Annotated in this window: 16 protein-coding genes and 1 pseudogene; 14 read left to right on the top strand and 3 right to left on the bottom strand. The window is 70.3% G+C overall.

Features of this window, described 5'->3' with window-relative positions; genetic code table 11:
- Nucleotides 1-1,580: 1,580 nt before the first annotated feature.
- A complete protein-coding gene (locus QJS33_RS15730; RefSeq protein ID WP_306368723.1) occupies nucleotides 1,581-1,862 on the top strand; it encodes an AlpA family transcriptional regulator in 282 nt (93 codons plus the stop codon).
- Between the two features lie 8 nt (nucleotides 1,863-1,870).
- Nucleotides 1,871-3,346 carry a site-specific integrase gene (locus QJS33_RS15725; RefSeq protein ID WP_306368725.1) on the top strand — a complete coding sequence of 492 codons (1,476 nt, stop codon included), beginning with the start codon at nucleotides 1,871-1,873 and terminating at the stop codon, nucleotides 3,344-3,346.
- 299 nt (nucleotides 3,347-3,645) lie between these two features.
- Here the strand turns inward: QJS33_RS15725 and QJS33_RS15720 are convergent, their stop codons facing one another.
- Nucleotides 3,646-4,332 (bottom strand): SDR family NAD(P)-dependent oxidoreductase, encoded by a 687-nt coding sequence (locus tag QJS33_RS15720; RefSeq protein WP_306368722.1) that lies wholly within the window; start codon nucleotides 4,330-4,332, stop codon nucleotides 3,646-3,648.
- Between the two features lie 139 nt (nucleotides 4,333-4,471).
- On the opposite strand from QJS33_RS15720, the gene QJS33_RS15715 reads away from it, so the two are divergent.
- The 3 genes and pseudogenes from QJS33_RS15715 to QJS33_RS15705 all read left to right on the top strand — a co-directional run.
- On the top strand, nucleotides 4,472-5,356 hold the full coding sequence (locus QJS33_RS15715; RefSeq protein ID WP_306368721.1) for a helix-turn-helix domain-containing protein: 885 nt from the start codon (nucleotides 4,472-4,474) through the stop codon (nucleotides 5,354-5,356).
- 37 nt (nucleotides 5,357-5,393) lie between these two features.
- The gene (locus QJS33_RS15710; protein ID WP_306368720.1) at nucleotides 5,394-6,095 is read left to right on the top strand and encodes an NADPH-dependent F420 reductase; all 702 of its coding nucleotides are present in this window, start codon (nucleotides 5,394-5,396) and stop codon (nucleotides 6,093-6,095) included.
- A gap of 59 nt (nucleotides 6,096-6,154) precedes the next feature.
- Nucleotides 6,155-6,841, top strand: a pseudogene (locus QJS33_RS15705) (site-specific integrase); the annotation flags it as partial.
- A 76-nt stretch (nucleotides 6,842-6,917) separates the two neighbouring features.
- On the opposite strand, the gene QJS33_RS15700 reads toward QJS33_RS15705, so the two are convergent.
- Complete coding sequence (locus tag QJS33_RS15700; RefSeq protein ID WP_306368719.1) at nucleotides 6,918-9,494, bottom strand: DEAD/DEAH box helicase family protein; 2,577 nt, start codon at nucleotides 9,492-9,494, stop codon at nucleotides 6,918-6,920.
- Nucleotides 9,495-9,823: 329 nt separating this feature from the next.
- Here QJS33_RS15700 and QJS33_RS15695 point away from each other — a divergent pair, with 329 nt between their 5' ends.
- Entirely contained in the window at nucleotides 9,824-10,957 is a 1,134-nt protein-coding gene (locus tag QJS33_RS15695) for an IS701 family transposase (RefSeq protein ID WP_306368724.1), read from the top strand.
- Between the two features lie 1,017 nt (nucleotides 10,958-11,974).
- On the opposite strand, the gene QJS33_RS15690 is transcribed toward QJS33_RS15695, so the two are convergent.
- Entirely contained in the window at nucleotides 11,975-13,483 is a 1,509-nt protein-coding gene (locus QJS33_RS15690; protein WP_306368718.1) for a CdaR family transcriptional regulator, read from the bottom strand.
- Nucleotides 13,484-13,555: 72 nt separating this feature from the next.
- Between QJS33_RS15690 and QJS33_RS15685 the strand changes: the two genes are divergently transcribed.
- From QJS33_RS15685 to QJS33_RS15650, 8 genes are all read left to right on the top strand, one after another.
- Nucleotides 13,556-14,677: a DUF917 domain-containing protein gene (locus QJS33_RS15685; RefSeq protein WP_306368717.1), complete on the top strand. Its 1,122-nt coding sequence runs from the start codon at nucleotides 13,556-13,558 to the stop codon at nucleotides 14,675-14,677.
- Entirely contained in the window at nucleotides 14,674-16,278 is a 1,605-nt protein-coding gene (locus QJS33_RS15680) for a hydantoinase/oxoprolinase family protein (RefSeq protein ID WP_306368716.1), read from the top strand. The genes QJS33_RS15685 and QJS33_RS15680 overlap by 4 nt, the downstream gene beginning before the upstream one ends.
- A gap of 71 nt (nucleotides 16,279-16,349) precedes the next feature.
- Nucleotides 16,350-17,936 (top strand): ABC transporter substrate-binding protein, encoded by a 1,587-nt coding sequence (locus QJS33_RS15675; protein WP_306368715.1) that lies wholly within the window; start codon nucleotides 16,350-16,352, stop codon nucleotides 17,934-17,936.
- Between the two features lie 5 nt (nucleotides 17,937-17,941).
- Nucleotides 17,942-18,958 carry an ABC transporter permease gene (locus tag QJS33_RS15670; RefSeq protein ID WP_306368714.1) on the top strand — a complete coding sequence of 339 codons (1,017 nt, stop codon included), beginning with the start codon at nucleotides 17,942-17,944 and terminating at the stop codon, nucleotides 18,956-18,958.
- A 4-nt stretch (nucleotides 18,959-18,962) separates the two neighbouring features.
- Nucleotides 18,963-20,771, top strand: a complete 1,809-nt coding sequence (locus QJS33_RS15665) for a dipeptide/oligopeptide/nickel ABC transporter permease/ATP-binding protein (RefSeq protein ID WP_306368713.1) — start codon at nucleotides 18,963-18,965, stop codon at nucleotides 20,769-20,771.
- Nucleotides 20,768-21,553 carry an ABC transporter ATP-binding protein gene (locus QJS33_RS15660; RefSeq protein WP_306368712.1) on the top strand — a complete coding sequence of 262 codons (786 nt, stop codon included), beginning with the start codon at nucleotides 20,768-20,770 and terminating at the stop codon, nucleotides 21,551-21,553. Before QJS33_RS15665 ends, QJS33_RS15660 begins: the two co-directional genes overlap by 4 nt.
- Nucleotides 21,550-22,833: a M20 family metallopeptidase gene (locus tag QJS33_RS15655; RefSeq protein WP_306368711.1), complete on the top strand. Its 1,284-nt coding sequence runs from the start codon at nucleotides 21,550-21,552 to the stop codon at nucleotides 22,831-22,833. Before QJS33_RS15660 ends, QJS33_RS15655 begins: the two co-directional genes overlap by 4 nt.
- The gene (locus tag QJS33_RS15650) at nucleotides 22,830-23,471 is read left to right on the top strand and encodes an FMN-binding negative transcriptional regulator (RefSeq protein WP_306368710.1); all 642 of its coding nucleotides are present in this window, start codon (nucleotides 22,830-22,832) and stop codon (nucleotides 23,469-23,471) included. The genes QJS33_RS15655 and QJS33_RS15650 overlap by 4 nt, the downstream gene beginning before the upstream one ends.
- Nucleotides 23,472-23,477: the final 6 nt, after the last annotated feature.

The raw sequence follows: 23,477 nt of genomic DNA, 5'->3' as shown, positions 1-23,477 counted from the left end.
TCAGTGCAGGTCAAAGCCACTCCGGGTGGGCCCTTCGCAACCCAGACACATACCCAGGTGGGTAGTTCCTCTTCACGTGGGGCGGGGCGCCCCCCGGGGCTGGCGGGCCCCGGCCCGCGCCCCGCCGGGTGGGTTGTCTCCTCCTCCTGCTGCTCTCCCCAGCGCTTCGCATTCCCTTTCTCCGGTCTCTTGAAAAGACATTCTCGGAAACGCTTGAAACAACCCGGTTCAGGGAGCTGGCGTGCCAGAGCGAGGTGGTCGATGCACACACGAGGCGGTGCGCCGGCCGCCACCTCGTTCGCGCGCCGGGATGCTGCTCCTGGCGGACGGGGGCGTGCTGCGCGAGGGCTTCTCGCTCGATGTCGCATCGAAGACGCGGGGGATGGGTGGTTCCCTTCACGAAGGCCTCCGCCGCCTTCTTTTCCTGCCGTTCCTGGAGTGTGCTCATCCAAGGGCCGGTGCGGTGCGGTTCCGTCTGGCGGGGCGCGCTCGACCCGCGGACGGCGGAGCGGTGGCCGACCGGTCTGGAGTAGACACCGTGTTTCGTGTCGTCGTCCTTCTTCGGGGTGGTCCTGGGGGTGAGCCCCCGAGTGAGAGCGGAGTGAGAAGGGGGCCAACGGGTGGTCCACCAGGGGGTCCCACGGGCGGTCCGCGCTCCTGGATCCCCCCATCAGGGTCATCCTTGCAGGTCAGGGGTTGCTCAGATGGTCCAACGCCTGCCCAGACTTATACCCGGTGGGTAGTCCTCTTCACGTGGGGGCGGGCGGCGCCCCCGCAGGGCGGGAGGCACTGCTCGTCCGGCGGCCTCCGGAAAACCCCACTCCCACCGCCCTCGCTGCACCCACCTCCCTTCATTTCCGCTTTCCTTTCTCTGTTCACCTGTATCGACATGGGTGGCGGAGCGGTGCGTCGGGTGTGGCGGTCCGAGTGCGGAGATCGTCCGGCATCGCGTGGTGAACGCCCCGGCATCGGCACCTGCCCGTGAGGGTCTTCGAGAGCGCAAGGGCGGCGCAGGGAGGAGAGGGACCAGCCTGGCCTGGGCAGGTCGCTGGGCGGGTGTCGCATGCGCTGCGGGGGCGTCTTCATCAGGGTTCATCAGGGCGAGACGACGACACGGGGAAGAGGCCCGCCGACGACGAGACCCATCCACCTCCACCTGGCCCCACAACCTGGGCCAGCAAACGGCCCCACGGGCCGGGGCCGTCCGGGGCCGTCCGGGGCCCTGCGCGGGGTCGCCGCTGCCGCCGTGCCCGGGGTCCTGGCCTGGGGCGTGTGGGGCTGTCAGAGCCCCGACGTCGGCCCCACCATCCGCCCCAGGGCGCGTCGCCCGGGGCGGTCGGGCCGTACAGCGGCCCCGCACCGGTCGGCCCCGGTTCCCGTGCCGGATGGGCGTGTGACGGCGATGGCGCAAATCCCTACCAAACGGACACAAGGGCGAGGTTCTCGGCCCATCGGACAGGCAATCCATCGAATCCGCTTGACCACCTCGGCGAGGTCGAGCGTGGATGCGTGGTGCCCCGTCAACGGCGGGGCCGCGTGCCGTGTTCGCGCAGTTCAGAGGTGGTGGAGAGGTGGGTGTGGTGAAGCGGGAAACTCCGGTGACGCTGGCCGAGGTCGCCTCGCTGCCGGTGGTGCTGGGTCCGGTCCAGGCGGGGCGGATGCTCGGCCTGGACCGCACCACCGTCTACCGGCTGCTCCGCGAGGAGGCCTTCCCGGTCCCGGTCCAGAGAGCGGGGAAGGCGTGGGCGGTGCCGACTGCCGGTGTGCTGTCCTACCTCGGGCTGGACACCCCGGCCACCTCGACCACGACGACTGGCGGGTGCGGGTGCGGTGCGCGTACGAACACCACGGAAGAAGGGTGAACGACTGCATGGGCGTGTACGAGGGGTCGGTGTTCAAACGGTGCGGGTGCCGGGAGGAGAACAGCGGTCGGGCGTTGGGGGTGCAGTGTCCGAGGTTGCGGCGGGAGGACGGGGCGTGGAATCCCCGGCATGGGAACTGGTGGTTCCAGCTCGAGCTCCCGCGCACGGTTGAGGGCAAGCGCCGACAGGCCCGCCGGGGCGGCCTGGCCTCCCAGGACGAAGCCCGTCGTCAGCTCGACCAGGTCAAGGTCCTGCTGGCCCTGGCCGAAGAGGAACCGGAAACGGAGGTGCAGATCGCCGACCTCATCCAGGCCGCCATCCAGAGTCGCCAGCCCCTGCCGGAGGTGGAGGAGGTCCGTAAACGCATCGGCGCTGGTGTGGATGTCCGACGCGAGCCGCCGCTGGTGGGGGCGTGGTTGAGGGAGTGGTTGGACGGCAAGCCCGACCTCGCCGAAGGAACACGGGCCTCCTACAACGGGCACATCCGCAAATACCTCACCCCGCACCTCGGCCGGATCCGTCTGGACCGGTTGCAGGCCCGTCACGTCGAGGCGATGTTCGCGGCGGTGGAGGAGGCCAACGTGCACATCCTGGAATGCCGCGAATCCTCCGATCCGCAGGTGAAGAGGTCGGTGCGGGGGCGGCGGGTGATCTCGCTGTCGACCAAGCACCGGATCCGTGCCACGCTGCGCAGCGCCCTGTCGGACGCGGTCCGCTCACCTGACCTGCCCATCACGGTGAACATCGCCTCCCACGTGCGCCTGCCGTCCTGCCCGAGGAAGCGGCCCCTGGTGTGGACGGCCGACCGGGTCCGTCAGTGGGAGAAGGACGGGACCGTGCCCGGGGAGGTGATGGTCTGGACCCCTGAGCAGACCCGCACCTTCCTCCGGCACGCGAGGAGGTACACGTGGTTGTTCCCGATGTTCCACCTCATCGCGGTCAAAGGGCTCCGGCGTGGTGAGGCGGTCGGGCTCCCGTGGGCGAACACCCGGCTGGTGGACGGCCAGATCGACATCCGCGTCCAGATCGTGCAACTGGCGTGGGAGACGATCACCTCGACCCCCAAGAGCACGGCGGGCCAGCGCACCATCACCTTGGACGCCGACACCGTCAAGATTCTCCGCGGCTGGAAGAGGTTCCAGAACGAGGCCCGACTCCAAGCGGGTAAGAACTGGCAGGTGACGGGCTTGGCGTTCACCCGTCAGGACGGTGCGGGGTGGCATCCGGGGCAGGTCAGTGACTGGTTCTGCCGCATCGCCAAAGCCGCCGCCCTTCCGCCCATCACGCTGCACGGGCTCCGCCACGGGGCCGCCTCCCTGGCGCTCGCGGCGGGCACGGACGTGAAAGTGGTGTCCGCCGAGCTCGGCCACGCGACCACGCACTTCACCCAGGACACCTACCAATCGGTTTACCCCGACGTGGCCAAAGCGGCGGCCGAGGCGACCGCCGCGCTGCTGCGCGGGACGCCGGTCTCGGCCGGGTAGCGGGACGGGGAGCACACCAGGAGCGACTCAGCGTCCCGGGCCCCGGGCCGTGTGGCGGGTTCACCCCGCCCGGCCTGGGGTTTCCTCGTGGGCGGTGCTGGTGGGCCATCGGATCAAAGGTCCCCTGGATGTGGTCTCAACGAAGTGTCCGCGGTGGTGAGGACTCCGTCTTCCACACCGTGCTGTCGCACGGCAACTGTCGTCGTCGGGACCGGTTCCGAATCCGATGGCCTTCGTTGCGCTCACCCGATCGGTTGTAAAGGCCTCCGTCGTTGAATTCCTTGGAGGTTGTCAGGCGCTCACCAGGGCAGCTCCCCGTTCTCATCCTGGAAGGTCCCCGTTGGCCCGTCCGCGTCGAGGGTAGCCAGCCGCACGACGGTCCTGGCGCTCTCCTCGGGCGACCTTCCGATCCCGAAAGCCGCGGTCATGTCCGTGGCGGTGGTGCCCGGCTCCAGCGCGTTGAACTTGATGTCCGGGTGGGCCTTGGCGTACTGGAGCGTCAGCATGGTGGCCGCGGCCTTGGATGCGGAGTAGAGCGCGGTCGGCAGGTGGAACTCGGGCCGTTCGGGGTTGGTCACCGCCCAGAACGATCCGGCGCTGCTGGAAACGTTGACGACGGTGGGGTTGGCGGACTCGCGCAGCAGGGGCAGCGCCGCCTCCGTGACCCGCACGACCCCCACCGCGTTCGTGTCGAAGGAGCGCAGGGCCGAGGGGCCGTCGATGTCTCCGGACGCCAGGACTCCCGCGTTGTTCACCAGGACGTCGAGCCGCCCCTCGGCCGCACCGATCGCCGCCAGCGCGCTCTTCACCAACGCGTCGTCGGTCACGTCGAGCCGGACGAACCGTGCACCGATCTCCGCTGCGGCCTTCTCCCCCCGCTCGGTGTCGCGCGCACCGATGTAGAAGACGTGTCCCAGCGCCAGAAGCTGCTTCGCGGTCTCGAAACCGATGCCCTTGTTGGCCCCGGTGATCAGTGTGACGGTCATGGATCTCCTCCTGGGATACGCGGCCCGAACGGGACTTCCGACACGCTAGGAGGGGCCGTGTCCCCGGCCCAGAGCCCTGCCGATCCCAGGGTGTGACAGGACCCCCTCTGTCCGCCGTGCGGCGATTTAGGCTGACCGCATGAGCGAGACATCGAACGCCCTCGGCGCGTTCCTGCGTGCTCGGCGCGCTCTGGTGCGGCCCGAACAGGTGGGGATCCCCGACATCGGTGTACGGCGTGTGCCCGGATTACGCCGGGAGGAGGTCGCCATGCTCGCCGGTATCAGCGCCGACTACTACCTGCGGTTGGAACGGGGCCGCGACCGTAACCCGTCGGTGCAGGTGCTGGAGTCGATCGCGCGCGTGCTGCACCTGGACGACGACCACTTCGCGCATCTGCTGTCGCTGGTCGCCGACGTTCCCCGGCGGCGCGGACGCAGGCCGCGTAAGGAGACGGTGCCGACCGGTGTGCTCAAGCTGCTGGACTCCCTCGTCCAGCCCGCCTTCCTAGAGGGCCGGTACTTCGACATCCTGGCCTCGAACGCGCTCGCCCGGGCCCTCGACCCCCGACTGGTCGTGGGCGGCAACCAGCTGAGGGACATGTTCCTGGACCCGGGCCAGCAGGCGCTGTACCCGGAGTGGAAGCGCGTCACGGAGTGCTTCATCGCGAACCTGCGCCAGTCCGTGGGCACCGACATCGACGATCCCCGCTTCGCCGACCTCGTCGGAGAACTCTCACTGGCGAGCCCGCTGTTCCGCAGGCTCTGGGCCCGGCACGAGGTGCGGGGCCAACGCGGAACGCCGATCCGGCTCGACCACCCGCGGGTCGGGGAGCTGACCCTCAACAGGGAGCGGCTGAGTGTGGGCGGGGCCGAGAGCCTGAAACTCGTCGTGTACCACCCGGACGCCGGGTCCGACAGCGCGGAGAAGTTGGCTCTGCTGGCTTCGGCGGACATGCCCGCACAGGGGCGGGGAGGGAACGCGGGCGCTCCGGCCCGCGAGACGAACGGCGCTGTGTCCGAGTGAACCCGTTCGGGCTCCGGGTACGGCGCACGGCACGACCGTGCGGGCGAACAGTATTTCTCATCAAGGCTTTGCGGTGGAGGCACCTGTGACAACGATCGGGATCATCGGCGCGGGCGAGGTGGGGAGCCAGATCGCCCGCGCGGCGGTGGCGAACGGCTACAAGGTCGTCATCGCCAACTCGCGGGGCCCTGAGACCTTGGAAGAGCTCATCGACGAACTCGGCCCGGCGGCCTCCGCCGCGTACGCGGCGGAGGCCGCGGCGTCGGGCGACTTCGCCGTCATCGCCGTCCCTCTCAAACTCGTCAATGACATGCCCGTCGCAGAGCTGGCGGGCAAGGTCGTTCTGGACACGAACAACTACATGATCTGGCGCGACGGCCACTTTCCGATGGTCGACTCCGGTGAGAAGACGGTCCACGAGCTGCGCCAGGAACAGCTCCCGACGTCGAAGGTCGCCAAGGCGTTCACCCACATCCAGGCTCCGAGCCTGCTCCGCACGGCCCGACCCGCGGGCGACCCCGCCCGACAGGCGCTGTCGGTGTCGAGCGACTACCCAGAGGCCGTGGACATCGTCACACGGCTGTACGACCGGTTCGGGTTCGACACGGTGGACAACAGTCCGTTGAGCGAGTCCTGGCGCACCGCCCCCGGTCAGCCCGCCTGGGTCCAGCACGCACGGCAGAACCGCGAGCAACTGTCCCGCAACCTGGAACTGGCGGAGCCCATCATCGTCATGTGACATTGCGAGTCCACGGCATTCAGGTGATCCCCGGGCTTGCGAACCAGGCGGGTAGCGGCACGAAACACCGGGTGCGCCGGTGGGAGAAGGACGGAACCGTTCCGGGGGAGGTGATGGTCCGGACATCGGAGCAGACCCGCACCTTCCTCCAGCATGCGAGGAGGTACACGTGGTTGTTCCCGGTGTTCCACCTCATCGCCGTCAAGGGACTCCGGCGCGGTGAGGCGGTCGGGTTGCCGTGGGCGAACACCCGGTTGGTGGACGGGCAGATCGACATCCGCGTCCAGGTCGTGCAGCTGGCCTGGGAGACCATCACCTCCACGCCGAAAAGCGCAGCAGGCCAGCGCACGATCACCCTGGATGCCGACACGATCAAGATCCTGCAGGGGTGGAAGAGGTTCCAGAACGAACACCGCCTCGCAGCAGGATCCGCCTGGACCGGTACGGGGTTGGTGTTCACCCGTCAGGACGGGTCGGCGTGGCATCCGGGGCAGGTCAGTGACTGGTTCTGCCGTATCGCCAAAGCCGCCGCCCTTCCGCCCATCACCTTGCACGGGCTGCGCCACGGGGCCGCCTCCCTGGCGCTCGCGGCGGGCACGGACGTGAAGGTGGTCTCCGCCGAGCTCGGCCACGCGACCACGCACTTCACCCAGGACACCTACCAATCGGTCTACCCCGACGTCGCCAAAGCGGTGGCCGAGGCGACCGCCGCGCTGCTGCGCGGGACGCCGGTGTCGGCCGGGTAGCGGGACGGGGGAGCACACCAGGAGAGGGTCTTATTCTGCAAAGAATGACCTATCGCCGAAGTTTGGATGGCACGTTTTAAGTCGAAGGGAAGATGGCTGTTACATGATCGGCGGTGATGAGGTTTCCACGAGTCGGGGATAGCAGTTGATCGAGCCACCTGTCTTTGGGCAAAAGCGATTCAATTTTCGTTCGGGCATCGCCGCGTGCCTCGGCATTTCCGTTGCCGCAAAGTGCGTCGTACGTCCGGAGTCGGTCGGCCAACAGATCATAGAGTCGGACGACTGCGCCGTGATGGATCAGTGCGGCCTTGTCATGCGCGGCTTCGGCTGCATCGTGTTTTGCAGTGGTGGCTGGGGTTAGTAGGCAGCCATAAACGCGAGTTTTCGCCGAACGCCTGGTTTCGACTTCGATCTGACCGAGCAGTTGGTTCACATCTTCGCGGTCGAGGGGGTTGGGCTTGCCAGTTTTAACTTCCCATACGCGGCGCTCGGCGCGTTTGGCAGTAGACCAAGTCCAGCGGCAGTCAGTAGCACTCTGTTCACGCTTTGGTGGGCGTTCGCCACTGGCACCGGTAAGTCGGGCGAGTACCTTCAGCCCTTCACACTGCTGGTCGTGGTTACCTGTGAGAAAGGTTCGGCCCTTGGAGAGAGCACGGTCGAGCCTAACTCCGGCTTCACGACGCCACTCGTCCCAGGCGAGGAAGATTCGGTCGAGGTCATCGGTTGGGCGCTCATAGCCTTCAAGGTCGGCTACAGTGCGAGCCAGCCGACGAAACCAAGCGGTCCGTGGCCCGTTCTTAGTGACGTCATCCAGAGTCTCTCGCGCAGCAGCCAGGTCTTGAGCACGGCCTCGGTCGAAGTGAGCGTGGGCCTCAACGTAACGCCAGAACGCCGCATGTTCGGTTTCCTCGGCAGCTATCAGCTGTGCCGCAGCCTCACGAGCCTTAACTGCAGCACTCGTGTGGTCGCCGATCCATAGGTCAGTTGCTGCCGAGACCTCGGCATCAGAGCTGGACATTTCACCGTTTTTGCTGGTGCCGCGCCCGGGGCGTGCCTTACGCCGAGATGGTGACTGTTCGCCAGGTGCGCTCGGATGGGGAGTCCTCTTGGAGTCTTCCCAAAAGGCCTCACAGGCGCGCAAGGTGCCTTCCCAACCTTGGTCGTACCGTTCCAAGGCCCCGCGGACGGTGGGTGTAACACTTTCAGGGATTGACTTTCGGACCGCAGGGTCGGCGAGCACCTGCGCGAAGCTGGGATCTAGCCCGAGGTAAAGAGACCGGTCGGTGGCGTCGCGATTTGCACGTCCCAAGGCTTGAGTGATGCGTTGACCGACGCGGTGGCGCATGAAACTGGCGTCGCCGAGGTAAGCGACGACGAACCGTTCAAACTCGCTGCTGGCCTGCGGGATCGAGACGATGATGACTAGCCTGCAAACGTCTCCCGCAAGGTCGAGCCCATCGTAACGGCCTGCGGTAACTAGGTGTCCGCTTGCAGCCCGACTCCAGATGTCCACTATCGCGTCGTCACCAGACCGAAGGCGATAAACCGTTTCTTCAGCCTCAGTGAGGGCTTCCTGAAGAGTGTCAGCCTCTGAGTGGCTGGCGCACAGCCAGGCTGCGCGCCCGCCCGCGGCACGCGCTTGGCTCAGCGCCCATTCGAGCACGGTGGAGTCGAATGGGCGCTCCGAACTGGGGTTGAGCACCAGCAGCCGCTCGCCGGTTGCCCCCGGAGGAAGCGATTGTGCGGGCTCTAGCTGGGTGATTGGGCTGCCACCAACACGTCGTTGCAGATCATCCATTGAGCCGAGTGTCGCGGAGAGATAGATCCGCTGCTTGGCTTGGCTGTACCAGGTGTTGAGTGTAGTCGGCGGGTGGTAAGGGCGGATCTCGATGCCGGACGGCCCGATGAGCACTCCGCACCGGCTGAGATGGTCACGGACAGCAGGCCAGACGTATTTGATCTCGTCCTTGTCGATGAGGGGTGACTCTTCAATGGCGTCGCGGACAGGTGTTGCGATGGCGGCCCAGTCTTTGAATGACAGCAACTCGGGCGGGGTGCTGGATTGGGCGGTACCTTCCAGCATCGCCTGCAAACCGGGGTAGGCATTGGTGTGTGCCGCCAAGAGTTCGCAGATCGTTTGGTACAGCTCGCTGGCGGGGCCTTGCTTGTCGGGGATGCGTAGGGTTTGCAGCCCGCTGAGTGGTTGCTCGGCGAGATGGGCGTCGTCGAAGATGACCATGTCGGCTGGCTGAGGGACAGGGCTGCTGTTGAAATAGACCCAGTAGTTCATGACGCCAACAGCTTGCGCTTGGTGGTAGTCATCGAGCTTGGCTCCGCCGTAGTCCTTTGCAGCGAAGCGGACAACGTCCAATCCCAGTGCGTTGGCTTCTTCTTCGACCCGTTGCGCAAGTTGGCGGGTGCCTGTCAAGTAGGCCACGGACCAACCTTGGTCCAGGGCATAGTCGGCGATCAACAGAGCCAAGAGTGTTTTGCCCTCTCCGGTCGGCATCTCGATGGCTAGGTCCGCGGTGTCGCGGTGCTGCTGAGCGTACGCGGTGAGGACTTGGCGTTGTCCCTGCCGTAGTTGGGTGAACCTCGTGGATCCGAACGCGGTGAGGCGCTGGTCGAAATCCGGTACCGCTGCATGGGTCATCGTTCCTCCTTTGGTCAGTGTGCTGTGCACCTTACGGCGAAGAAGCCGAATCGACCGAGCTGCTTCTGCTTTCGCTGCTTGGTGAATAGCATCAGTTGATTGATCAAGAGCATCTTGCCAGCGCCCGTCGGCGGTTAGGGGGCTTTTGGATCATCAGGTTGCGCTAGTACTCCAGCCGCACTTTGAGATCTCGGTCTGAGCAACCCCCGGACATGAGACGGCCACCGCTGTGATCATGTGGGTGTGAAGGAACCAAACGATCGGCGGTGGCCGTGCCGCCCACTGTAACGGAAGTCGATCCCACCGTCTGGGCGAACGGGTTCGAGGACCTGTTCTCCCAGACCGTGGCCCCCTTCTTCGGCCGCCGGGAACCCCGGCTGCGCGCCCGCTCCTACCTGCTGGGGCTGCTCAGCAGCTTGGAACGCAAGAACGGCTGGTCCCTGGCCGAGTTCGCCGGCGACGCCACCCCCGACGGCATGCAGCGCCTGCTCAACCACGCCCGCTGGGACGCCGATCAGGTCCGCGACGCCCTGCGCGCCCAGACCGCCGAACGGATCGGCCACCTGGACGGGGTGCTGGTCGTGGACGACACCGGGTTCGAGAAGAAGGGCCGCCGCTCAGCCGGGGTACAATGCCAGTACACCGGCACCGCGGGCAAGATCACCAACTGCCAGATCGGGGTGTTCTGCTCCTACGTCAACCCCGACAGGCAGCGGGTGCTCATCGACCGGGAGCTGTACCTGCCCGAGTCCTGGTTCGCCGAGGCGGACCGGCTCGCCGACGCCGGGGTTCCCGACGGCACCCGCTTTGAGACCAAGCCCGAGCTGGCCTGGCGGATGATCGAACGCTGCGCGGACGATCCGCTGCTGTCGTTCGCCTGGGTCACCGCCGATGAGGCCTACGGCGACAACACCCGCCTGCGCGAGCGCTGCCGCAGCCGGGGGCTGAGCCATGTCATGGCCGTCTCGCGCGACCACCGCCTGGTCCTGGCCGGGGTCAGGACCCGCGCCGACACCCTCGTCGCGCTGTTGGGGGCCGATGCGTGGCAGCGCTATGCCTGCGGGGACGGCGCCAAAGGGAGGCGGTTCTACGACTGGGCCTGGATCGGGGTCGGTGAGCACGAGTGGGTGCTCGCCCGCCGCTCGCTCAGCGACCCCACCGAGGTGGCGTTCTACCGGTGCTGGTCCATGGGTCCGGTCGCCTTGTCCGAGCTGGTGCGGGTAGCCGGGGCGCGGTGGAGCGTGGAAGAGGTGTTCCAGGCGACCAAGAACGAGGTCGGATTGGACCACTACCAGGTCCGTACGCACACCGCCTGGTACCGGCACATCACGCTCGCGATGGTGGCCCACGCCCATCTGGCCTTCCTCGCCGCCGATCCACCATCCGGCCGGGAGGGCCAGGTCGGCGGGAACGACGGTTCCGCCACACAGGGGGCCTTCCTCGCAGGGACGATCGCCGCGTGAGAGGCCGGGGGGTGACGATCCGGGCGAGCTGGTCGGGTTGACCGTCAACGAGATCCGCCGACTGCACGCCCACTACCACCGGCCCGATCATGCCTGGTCATACCGGGTCCGTTGGTCGCGGTGGAGACGCCGTCACCAGGCCAGGGCCCGCCGCTGCCACTATCAGCGGCAAAGACGTCTCATCGATCACTAAGTGCGGCTGGAGTACTAGTCGCCGACGACAGCGCAGGGTAGCGGCTGTGTAGGGTGTGGGCGGCTGACCAGCCCTGGTGGTCCTTGGGCAGGGCTGGTGTGTTCGGGGGCGGATATGACGGCACGGGTCCGCGTCCGCCGCCTGCGGTGGTGCACCCGTGGGCACACGGGTGCCCCCGCACGGCCATGGGAGGGCAAAGTGCTCGGGAGGTGGGTGCCCCACCTGTACTGACCTTGTACTGGGGAGCACACCAGGAGCACACATCGGCCCGGAACGCGGCGAGGACCTCTTGCGAGGTCCTCGTGGGCCCCTTTGAACTGGTGTTTTGGGGCGCACCCGGCAGGATTCGAACCTGCGGCCATCGGATGAGAAGTCCGGTGCCCCGTCGATGCCGTTCCACCGGGTGGGGCTCTGGAGCCGTCCCGTGTGGGTACCGCCCCCGTTCTCGGCCGGGGCCGAGTTGTGGGGCGTCGAAGACGCCGCACACGTACGCGTGGTCCGGTTCGATACGCGTGGATCTTCTTGCTACTCCTTGAACGGGTCGTTGTCGCCGGTGGCCGGGGCGCGGCGTCTCGCGATCGGCGGCACCGCGTGGACCCGGGGGCGCGCCGGGTGCTCGACGGCTCGGACCGCGGGACCGGCCCGGGGGATCCGCGCGGGTCCGTATGTCCTCGGGGGCTCCGGCGGCGGCCTTTCGCGTGCCAGAGCACGTGACCCCGGTGCCGATGGGGAGCGCGCCCTCTGTGACCTGGGCCGACATGGACTCCCTTGGCGCCGCTCGGGGGTTGGCCTCGTCGCTTTCCGGGTGTGCGTCGGGGTCCGTTTCAGCGGGTCTCGGCGCTGAGCAGGCGCACGCGGCAGGCGAGTTCCACGGCGAACCGGGTGTCGGGATCGTCCAGGTCCAGCTGGAGGGCCTTCTCGATCTTGCGCATCCGGTAGGTGACCGCGTTGGGGTGCAGCAGCAGCTCCCGGGCGGCCTTGGCGGGGGAGTTGCGGTTGCTCAGGTAGGCCAGCAGTGTCCGGACCGCCGTCGCTGTTTTTTGGGGGTCGTCGGAGTCCAGCGGGCGCAGCAGGTCCTCCAGCAGTTTGCGGCTGGTGGGGGAGGCGTAGAAGTCCAGGAGGACCCGCCGCAGGCCGGTGACGTCGGTGGCCACGATGTGGCCGATCCGGCCGGAGGCGACGGCCGTCTCGGCGGCGATCCTCGCCTCGGCCGCGGACTGGCGCAGCCCGGTGGCGCCCACCTGCGGGGTCCCCATGCCGACGGTCGACTCCCAGCGGCCGCCGGCCAGGGTCTGGGCGTGGTCGGCGATGTCGGCGGCCACCTCCCGGAGTCTGCGCTGGTGGTCGCCCCTGCCGGGGCGCTCGGAGGAGACGATCAGGGCGTCGTCGCGGATGAAGGCGATGTGCCAGAGCTCGTCGCGGTTCTCGAACAGCTCGAAGGCGTGGAGTTCGAGGGCCGATTGCAGGGCGCGCGGCGGGTGGTGGTCGGCGTCGCCGGGGTCGGTGAACTCCAGCCAGGCCGCCACGTGCGAGAGCTGCAGGGGGAAGCCGAGCCGGTAGGCCTGGTCGGCCAGGGAGTCCACCCGGGAGGACTCGGCCACCACGAGCTGGGCCAGGAGCTCGGCGGAGGTCTGCCGGGGGGCGAAACGGTGCTGCACCTCCCGGAGCAGCACTTTGGAGACCACCGCGGCGATACCGGGCAGAGCCAGTCCGGCGGCGTCGTCCCCCGCGTGGCCGTCCTGTCCGGCGGGCTCGAAGACCAGCCTGCCGCGCGGCACCTCGCCGATGAACACGGCGGCCTCCTCGGCCCATCCGACCTGCGGGTCCGTCTCCAACCGGACCTTCCCGCCGAGGGCCTCGCCGGTCGCGGCGAGCACCGCGTCCACCGTGTCGGGCGCGGTGCCCCCGGCGGCCTCGCGCGCTTTCTCCAGCGCGAAGCGCGCCCGCGTCAGCACGTCGGAGGCCTGGTCGTTGACCATGCGGTCGATGGCCACGGCCAGGTCGGACGCCTTGCGGCCGGGGGCCTGGAGCACGGGGACCCCGCCGCGTTCGGCGAGGTCCCGCGAGGTCAGGGCGATGGGCGACGCCACGGGGAGGACGAGGCCGCCCAGCCGCCGGGCGCTGGCCTGCCGGATGGCGATGTCGATGCGGTACGCCGACGGCAGGGCGGACACGTCGGCGATCACCAGGGTCCCGGCGGAGAGGGAGTCCAGGGAACCGATGTCGGCGATCTCCACGCGGGAGATCCGGCACCCCGTGCTCGGCCCCGCCACGAGGTCGACCCCCAGCCGTGCCGATTGTTGGAGGACGTGCTCGATGTCGATCTGTGCCATGGGAACAAATTACGCGAGTTCCCTATGCTGAAACAACATTGTCTTTGTACGGGTACTGCCTAGGCTCGACGCATGACGAGAGACATAACCTCCGACGATGTCGCGGCCCTGGCAGCGGGCGCCGCCATCTTCGGAACCGGAGGCGGTGGCGCCGTCACCACCTCGCAGATCGGCGTCGCGGCCGCGCTGGACGAACACGGTCCCGTGCGGCTCCGCCCGGTCGAGGACCTGACCGAGGACGACACGGTCATCGTGATGGCCGGCATCGGTGCGCCGACCGTGGGGATCGAGATGCTCCCCTCCGCGGAGCAGCCCGAGACCCTGCTCCGCGAGGCCGAGCGGGCCGCGGGCCGCCCGATCACCGTGGTGATGGCCACCGAGATCGGCGGCAGCAACGGCGTGGGGCCGGTCGGCTGGGCCGCCCAGCTGGGGCTCGACGTGCTCGACGCCGACGGCATGGGCCGGGCGTTCCCCGAGGCCACGATGGTGGCCATGAACGTGGCGGGCGTACCGCGCAACCTCACGGTGCTCTCGGACGTGGTCGGCAACGTCACGGTGATGCGGACCGTCGACGCCACCTGGCTGGAGCGCCACGTCCGCGCCTTCTCCGTCGCCGGCGGCTCGCTGTGCCTGGGCGCCTCCCTGCTCGACGCCGGGGACGTCCCCGGCGCCGTCATCCAGGGCACGGTCAGCCGGGCCATCGAGGTCGGCCACGCCCTGCTCGGCGCGCAGGAGCCGGTGTCCGCGCTCGCCCGGACCCTGGACGCGGCGGTGCTGGTCAGCGGAAAGGTCGTGGACGTCGCACGTCGCACCGAAGGGGGCTTCGTCCGCGGCTCGGTCACGATCGCCGGGACCGGGCCGGAGCGGGACCGGCTGCTGCGCGTGGAGTTGCAGAACGAGAACCTGGTCGTCCTGGAGGACGGAGAGGTCCTGGTCAGCGTGCCCGACCTGGTCACCCTGGTGGACAGCGAGACCGGTCACGCCATCTCCACCGAACTCCTGCGCTTCGGCCAGCGCGTCAGCGTCCTGGCCTGGGCCTGCGACCCCCTCTGGCGCACCGAGCGCGGGATCGAGATCGCCGGCCCGCAGGCCTTCGGGTACGACATCGCCTACGTGCCGTTCGACGCCGGGCGCTTCCCCCCGGTGCCGGCGGGGCGGGGCGCCGCACCGACCACCTCGGGAGCCACCGCGTGAGCGCCACAGCCCCGCCCCCGGGCGGCCTCTCCCTCGGCGTCGACGTCGGCGGCACCAACACCGACGCCGTCGTCCTGGACTCCTCCGACACCGTGGTCGCCCGCACCAAGCAGCCGACCACGGAGGACGTCACCGGCGGTATCCGCGCGGCGATCGCCGCGGTGCTGGAGGACCTGGGCGTGCGCCGCACCGACGTCCGCCGCGTCATGATGGGCACCACCCACGCCACCAACGCCATCGTGGGCCGCCGTGGGCTGGGCCGCGTGGCCGTGCTGCGCCTGGGCGCACCGGCCGCCACCGGCTTCCCCCCGTTGACCGGGTGGCCGCAGGACCTCAGGGACGGCGTCCTGGCGGGTGCGGCCGTGCTCCCCGGCGGGCACATGGTCGACGGGACGCCCATCTCCGGACTCGACCCGCGTGCCGTCGAGGACTTCCTGGACGGCCTCGAAGGGCCGGTGGACGCCGTCGCGATCTGCGGGATCTTCAGTCCCTCCTTCCCGGAGCAGGAGGCGCAGGTCGAGGAGATCGTCCGCGCCCGCCTGGGCCGGGACCTCCCCGTCTCGCTGAGCCGGGACATCGGCACCGTCGGCCTGCTCGAACGGGAGAACGCGACCGTGCTCAACGCCTCCCTGCACGGGATCGCCCGGACGGTGACGGACGCGCTGCGGACCGTGGTGCGGGAGGAGGGGCTCACCGACGCCGCCGTGTACTTCGCCCAGAACGACGGCACGCTCATGGCCCTGGACTTCGCGGCGCGCCACCCGGTGCTCACCATCGGCTCGGGCCCGGCGAACTCCATCCGCGGGGCCGCCTTCCTCTCCGGGGCGGAGAACGCCATCGTCGTCGACGTCGGCGGCACCACCAGCGACCTGGGCGTGGTCGTCGGCGGGTTCCCGCGCGAGTCGACCCTGCCGCGCGAGATCGGGGGCGTGCGCACCAACTTCCGCATGCCGGACATCCTCAGCATCGGTGTCGGCGGCGGTACCCGCGTGGACCCCGACACGGGGCGGCTGGGCCCCGACTCCGTCGGGCACCGGCTGCACACCCTCGCCCTCGCCTTCGGCGGGGACACCGCCACCCTCACCGACGCCGCCGTCCACGCCGGGGGCGTCGCCGCAGACTGGGCCGTCCGCGTCGACCAGGGCACCGGAGCCGCCCTGGAGAAGGCCCTGGACCGGGCCCACGAGTGGCTCCAGGAGTCCGTGGAACGGCTCTCGCACGGGAAGGCGGACCTGCCGCTCGTCGTCGTCGGCGGGGGCGGGTTCCTGGTCCCCGACGACCTCCCCGGTGCCGGGACCGTCCTGCGCCCCGCACACGGCGACGTGGCCAACGCGGTCGGCGCCGCCATGTCGCTGGCGGGCGGCCGGGCCCAGGAGATCGGCACCTACGAAGAGCGCGACGAGGCCGTCGCCAAGGCCTCCCGGACCGCCGTCGAACGCGCCATCGAGGCGGGCGCCGACCCGCTGAGGGTGGAGGTCGTCGACATCGTCGAGACCCCCGTCTCCTACAGCACCCAGCAGGCGCTGCGGGTCTCGGTCAAGGCCGCCGGGCCGCTGGCCGGGTTCGGTTCCCGGGACTCGCCACCGACCACGGACTCATAGGGACCCGCTGAACCGTACCGCCCGCTCCGCCGGAATCACACCTTGGAACACTTGAAGAGAAGGCACAGGTCATGCGTACCAGCGACATCACCCGATCCACCGCCCTCCTGGGCGTCGGGGTCCTCTGTCTCACCGCCTGCGGGGGCTCCGCCGACGGGGAGGACCCGGGTCTCGCCTCCGGGGGGATCTTCACCGCCGCGGTGACCGGGGAGGTGAACGACACCGCCCCCATGACCGGCGCCCAGCCCCAGGAGCGCCAGGCCATGGTCTACGCCTACGAATCCCTCATCTACACGGGCGAGGACGGCGAGGCCCGGCCCTGGCTGGCCGAATCGTGGCAGGCGAGCGACGACGGGCTCTCGGCCTCCTTCGCGCTCAAGCCGGGCGTGACCTGCCACGACGGCACGGAGTTCGACGCGGGGGTGGCCGCCGCGAACCTCGACTACCACGCCGACCCGGACAACACCTCGGTCCACACGGACTCGCTGGTCGCCGCCGGGCTGGAGGCGACGGGCGAGGGGCTCACCCTGGAGGTCACCTCCCCCACACCCGACCCCTTCCTGGTCAGCAAGATCGGAACCGTGGAGATGGTCTGCGCCGCGGGGCTGGACGACCCCGACAGCCTCCAGGGCGTCTCCAACGGCACCGGCCTCTACGCGCTCACCGAGATGCGGCCCGACACCCTCGTCTACACCACCCGGGACGACTACGACTGGGGTCCCGACGGGCTGACCTCGCAGACCGAGGGCGTCCCCGCGGGACTGGAGGTCCGGGTCGTCACCGACGAGTCCACACGGGCGAACCTGCTGCTCTCCGGCGAGCTCAACGCGGCGCGGATCGTCGGCTCCGACCGGGCCCGCGTGGAGACCGCCGGGTACGACTACACCGGCATCGTCAACCCCATCGGCCAGATGCTCTTCAACGAACGGCCCGAACGCCCCACCCACGACCCGCTGGTGCGCGAGGCCCTGGTGCTCGGCTTCGACCACGAGGAGGCCGCGGAGGTCGTCACCGGCGGCCACCCGGTCGCCCTGGACTCCCTCATCACCGAGTCGCCCTACCTCTGTGTCCCCGAGGACGGCCCGGTCTGGGACACCCCCGGCTTCGACCCGGCCCGGGCCGGCGAGCTGCTCGACGAGGCGGGCTGGGAGGCGGGCTCCGACGGCATGCGCCACCGCGACGGCGAGCCGCTGACGATCTCCTTCATCTACGACGCGGGCAGCGAGACGCACGCCCCCGCCGCGGAGCTGCTGCGCGAGTACTGGCTGGAGATCGGCGTCGAGACCGAACTACGGGCCATGGACGGGGCGGGCTGGTCGGAGTACCTCTACGAGACCTTCGACTGGGACACCGGGTGGATCCAGATCTCCTCGGGCGGCCCCACCATCCAGCACGCCTTCTACGGCGGCGCCACCCCCGACGAGGGCGGCCTGAACTTCATGGCCACCGACAGCGCCGAGTACGACGAGGCCGCCGCACGGGCCTTCACCGCGGCTCCGGACCAGGCCTGCGGCCACTGGGAGGACGCCGAACGGATCCTGGTGGAGGACTTCCACACCTTCCCGGTGTCCGGCACCCTCCTGCCCACCTTCATGAACGGCGCGGTGTTCGAGGAGACCTCCTACATCCAGGCGCCCTCCATCCGGATGACCGAGTAGGTCCCATGACGACCCTTCCCAGATCGCCCCGACCGGCCGGCCCCGCGCCCGCCCCCGTACGGTGGACCGGCCGGCTCTCACCCCGCGCGTCCTTCGCGCTGCGCAGGACCGGCCGCCTGGTCGCCTCGCTGCTGATCGTCGTCCTGGCGAGCTTCTTCGTGGTGCACCTGGTGCCCGGCGACCCCGTACGCGCGGCCCTGGGCCCCACGGCCCCGGTGACGCTCGTCGAGAACACCAGGGCCGACCTCGGACTGGACGCGCCCCTGCGGGAGCAGTTCACCGACTACGTCTCCGGGCTCCTCCGGGGCGATCTGGGAACCTCCATCCAGACCCGGCAGGACGTCGCGGAAGTGATCGCCTCCCGGTTCCCCACCACCCTGGCCCTGGCGGCGCTCGGCTTCGCGGTGGCGCTCGCCGGGGCCCTGCCCCTGGGCATGGCGGCCGCGCTGGTCGCCCGCTCCCCCCGGGGCAGGGTCGCCGACACGGTCGTCTCCGGCGGGCTCGGGGTGCTCATCGCCGTCCCCGACTTCCTGATCTCGGTCGGCCTCATCGCGGTCTTCAGCGTGTGGCTGGGGCTCCTCCCGCCCGCGGGCTGGGGGGACCCCGGCTCCGCCGTGCTGCCGGTGCTCGGCCTGGCGCTGGGGCCGATGGCGTACCTGGCCCGCATCGTCCAGGTCGAGATGGTCAAGGTCCTCGACTCCACCTACATGGCCACCGCACGGGCCAAGAGGCTGCCCCGGCGGATCGTCCTGTTCCGGCACGCGCTCCCCAACATCGTGACCGCGACGCTGACCGTCGGCGGCCTGCTGCTGTCCGGGCTCACCGCCGGGACCGTGGTGATCGAGACGGTGTTCGCCGTCCCCGGGATGGGCGGCACCCTGATCTCGGCCGTGCAGACCAAGGACTACCCGATGATCCAGGGCGTCGTCCTCGTCTTCGCCCTGATGGTGCTGGCCGTGAACCTCGCCGTGGACCTCATCCTGATCACCGTCGATCCCCGCACGTCGATCTCGGAAGGGTGACTCGGTGAAGAGACTCCTCACCCCCGCGGGCATCGCCGCCTCCCTCGGCGCGGCCCTGCTGCTGTTCCTCGTCCTCGCCGGCCCCGCGATCTGGGGGGAGGCCGCCGCGGAGCGCTCCGTCGCCGACCGGTGGGCCACCGCGGGCGGCGAGCACCTCTTCGGCACCGACGACCTGGGGCGCGACATCTTCGCCCGGGTCATGACTGCCGCCCGGCTGTCGCTGCTGCTCACGGCGGGGGCCACCGCCATCGGGATGGTCGGCGGCGTGGTCGTCGGCCTGACCGCCGCCGTCCTGCCCCGGTACCCGCGCCGGTTCCTCGTCTGGATCATGGACATGCTGCTGGCCTTCCCCTGGCTGCTGCTGGTGCTGTTCTTCACCGTCATCTGGGGGGCCACCGCCACCGGGGCCATGCTCGCCATCGGCCTGTCGGGGATCCCCAACCTGACCCGGCTCGTCTACAACCTGGCCTCCTCCGTCTCGGACCAGGACTACGTGCGGGCGGCCCGCGTGGCGGGGGCGGGGCCGCTGCGGGTCCTTTTCCGCCACATCCTGCCCAACATCGCCAACCCGCTGCTGGTCCAGGCGTCCGCGTCCGCGAGCGTCACGCTGCTGGCCTTCGCCGGGCTGTCCTTCCTCGGCCTGGGCGTCCAGGCCCCCGAATACGACTGGGGCCGCCTGCTCGACGAGGGCATCAAGCACCTCTACACCAACCCCATGGCCGCCATCGGCCCGGGTCTGGTCATCGTCTTCGCCGGCCTGGTCTTCACGATGGTCGCCGAAGCGCTCACCCCCGGGCAGGGGCTGCGCGGTGCGGCGGCGGCGGGCCGTGCGGCCGTGCTCCCGCGCGCGGGAGCACGGCCGGCGCCGGTCGGCCCGGCGGCCGGGGACAGGACCGCGCTCGCGGAGGTCACCGACCTGACGGTCGCGTTCCCCGACGGCGCGGGCGGGCTCGTGGAACGCGTCCGCGGGGTGAGCCTGTCCGTACGGCCAGGCGAGATCGTCGGCATCGTGGGGGAGTCCGGCTCCGGGAAGTCGCTGACCGCCATGGCGCTGGCCGGGCTGTTGGAGGCCCCGGCGGTCGTGAACGCGCGGATCCGCCGCTTCGACGACATCGACCTGGCCGCACCGCCGACCCGGGCGCAGAAGAAGCGCCTGGGCACCGAACTGGGCTTCGTCTTCCAGGACCCGCTGACCTCGCTGAACCCCGCGCTGACGATCGGGCGCCAGCTGACCGAGGTGTCGCGGACGCACCTTGGCATGGGCCGCGCCCGGGCCCGGGACCGGGCGGTGGCGGGCCTGGACGCCGTCGGGATCGCCGAACCGCACCGGCGCCTGGGCGACTACCCGCACCAGTTCTCCGGGGGCATGCGCCAGCGCGCCATGATCGGCATGGCCCTCACCGGCCGCCCCCGGCTGATCGTCGCCGACGAACCCACGACCGCCCTGGACGTCACCGTGCAGAAGCAGGTGCTCGCCGTGCTGCGCCGGGCCCAGCGGGCGACCGACGCCGCCATCGTCCTCATCTCCCACGACATCGCCCTGGTCTCGGGGTTCTGCGACCGGGTGGTGGTGATGAAGGATGGCGAGGTGGTCGAGGCCCTCGACGCCCAGCGCATCCGCGAGGAGGCGACGCACCCCTACACCCGGGGGCTCATCGCCTGCCTGCCGGACATGCGCTCCGACCGGACCCGGCCCCTGCCGGTGATCGACGACCTGCCGCCGGGCGGCCCGGCGGTGGCGGACGGTGCCCGCGGAGGGGACCCGGCCGCGGGGACCCGGACCCCGGCGCCACGAGAGGAGAGTTCGCTGTGACGGCCCTGGAGATCGAGAACCTGAGCGTCCGCTACGGTGCGCGCTCGGCGGTCTCGGACGTGTCGCTGCGCCTGGACCACGGGCGCACCGTCGGACTGGTGGGCGAATCCGGCTCCGGGAAGTCCTCGGTCGCCAACGCGGTCGTGGGCCTGGCCCCGGTGTCCGCCGGGGACATCCGGGTCAACGGGGTCAGCGCGGTGGGGCGGCGCAGCCGGGCCCGGCAGGCCCGGCTGCGCATCCAGCTGATCTTCCAGGACCCCTACTCCGCCCTGGACCCCCGGATGCCCGTCGGCGCGTCGGTCGCCGAGGGCACGCTGGCCACGGGGCGCCGGTGGAGCCGCGAGGCCCGGCGCCGCCGCGTCCGCGAACTGCTCGAACAGGTGCACGTGGACCCGGACCGCGCCGGTGCCCTGCCCGGTGCGTTCTCCGGCGGCCAGCGCCAGCGCATCACCATCGCCCGGGCCCTGGCGGGTGAGCCGGAGGTGCTGATCGCCGACGAGGTGACCTCCGCGCTCGACGTCTCCGTGCAGAGCACGGTGCTCAACCTGCTGCGCGAACTCCAGCGGACCCTGGGGCTGTCGATCCTGTTCATCTCGCACGACCTGGCCGTCGTCCGCTACATCAGCGACGAGGTCTCCGTGATGCGCCACGGCGGCATCGTCGAATCCGGCCCCACGGAAGCGCTGCTGGCCGCCCCTTCCGACCCCTACACCGAAGAACTGCTCGGTGCCGTCCCGGTACTGGGCCGGCGCATGACCTTCGAGGAGACCGCGACGCCATGACCCTCCACCCTGTGATCGACGGCCGCCGCACCGCACCCGCGGCGGCGGAGAACCCCTTCGCCGCCGCGGCCGAGGCGATCCTCCCCGAGCTGCGGGCGCTGCGGCGACGCCTGCACGCCCGTCCGGAGGTCGGACTTGAGCTGTGCGAGACACAGGAGGCCGTGCTGGAGTCCCTGGCCGGAATGGACCTGGAGATCACGACGGGCATGTCCCTGAGCTCGGTCACCGCGGTCCTGCGCGGCGGCGCCGCCGGGGGCGGGCCGGGGCCGGTGGTGCTGCTGCGCGGCGACATGGACGCGCTGCCCGTCACGGAGGCGACCGGCCTGGACCACGCCTCCGCCAACGGCGCGATGCACGCCTGCGGGCACGACCTGCACACGGCCGGTCTGGTCGGTGCGGCGAGGCTGCTCCACGAGCGGCGGGACGCGCTGCCCGGAACCGTGGTCTTCATGTTCCAGCCCGGTGAGGAGGGCTTCGGCGGCGGCCGGATCATGATCGAGGAGGGCGTCCTAGAGGCCGCGGGGGAGCGGCCCGCCGCGGCCTACGCGATCCACGTGGACGCCACGACCCCCTACGGGCGGTTCGTGAGCAGGCCCGGGCCGATCATGGCCGGTGTCAGCGCCCTGCGTATCCGTGTGGAGGGCACCGGCGGCCACGCCGCGGCGCCCCACCTCGCCGTGGACCCGGTCCCGGTGGCCGCCGAGCTGATCCTGGCCGTCCAGGGCTTCGTCGCACGCCGTGTTCCGGCCAACGACCCCGCGGTGATCTCCATCGGCCGGCTCTCGACCGATTCCAGGGCCGGCAACGTGCTGGCCCGGGAGGTGCTCATGGAGGCCAACCTGCGGTACTTCTCCGAGGAGACGCTCGCACTGCTCCGCGACGACCTGACCGAACTCCTGCGCGGCCTGGCCCGGGCCCACGGCTGCACGGCCGCGGTCGAGTTCGTGCCGTCCTACCCCGCCACCGTGAACGACGCGTCCGAGGCCGCGGCGGTCCTGGCCCGGCTGGAGGAGCTCCACGGGCGCGACCATGTGGTGAGGATGCCCGAACCGGCGATGACCTCGGAGGACTTCTCCTACGTCCTACAGCGGGTGCCGGGGGCGCTGGTCTTCCTCGGGGCGATGCCCGAGGACGTGGACCCGGCGGGGCCCGAGCCCATGCACTCCGCGGGCGTGCGGTTCGACGACCGGATCCTCGGGGTGCAGGCCGCCGCCCTGGCCGACCTGGCGTGGCGCAGGATCGAGCGGGACCCGGCGCACGGGAGCGGGGCGGTCCGATGAGGGGGAACCCCGACTACGCGCTCGACGACACGGAGGCCGTCAAGGACCTCGTCCGGGAGAACCCCTGGTGCACCTTCGTCTCCGCGGTACCGGGCTCGGGGCCGGTGGCCTCGCACTACCCGGTGCTGCTGGACGAGGACGCCGAGGGCGTCGTCCTGCTCGGCCACATGGGCCGGCCCGACGAGGTCGGGCACGGGCTCGGCCGCCACACGATGCTCGCGATCGTCCAGGGCCCGCACGGGTACATCTCGCCGTCCTGGTACGGCTCCCGGCCCGGCGTTCCCACCTGGAACTTCGCCGCCGCCCACCTGTACGGGGTGCCGGAGGTCCTGGGCGACGAGGAGAACCTGCGGGTGCTGGACCGCCTCGTCCACCGTTTCGAGCGGGTCCTGCCGGACCCGCACCTGCTGCACGCCACCGCGGAGAACGGCGCGTACGCGCACCGGATCGTCACCGGAACGGTGGGGTTCCGCCTGCCGGTGGACCGCATCGAGGCCAAGGAGAAGATGAGCCAGGACAAGTCCGCGGAGACCGTCGCCCGGATCATCGGCCACCTGGTCGAGCCGGGCCCGTACCGCAACCCGGAGCTGGCCGAGCGGATGGCGCGGGCCAACGGCCCGGCGGTGACGCACCCTTGAGGAAGG

The organism is Nocardiopsis sp. CC223A, from assembly GCF_030766825.1.
Classification (GTDB): Bacteria; Actinomycetota; Actinomycetes; order Streptosporangiales; family Streptosporangiaceae; genus Nocardiopsis.
Note: the sequence above shows the minus strand (reverse complement) of the source record. Positions and strands in the feature narration are given on the sequence as shown.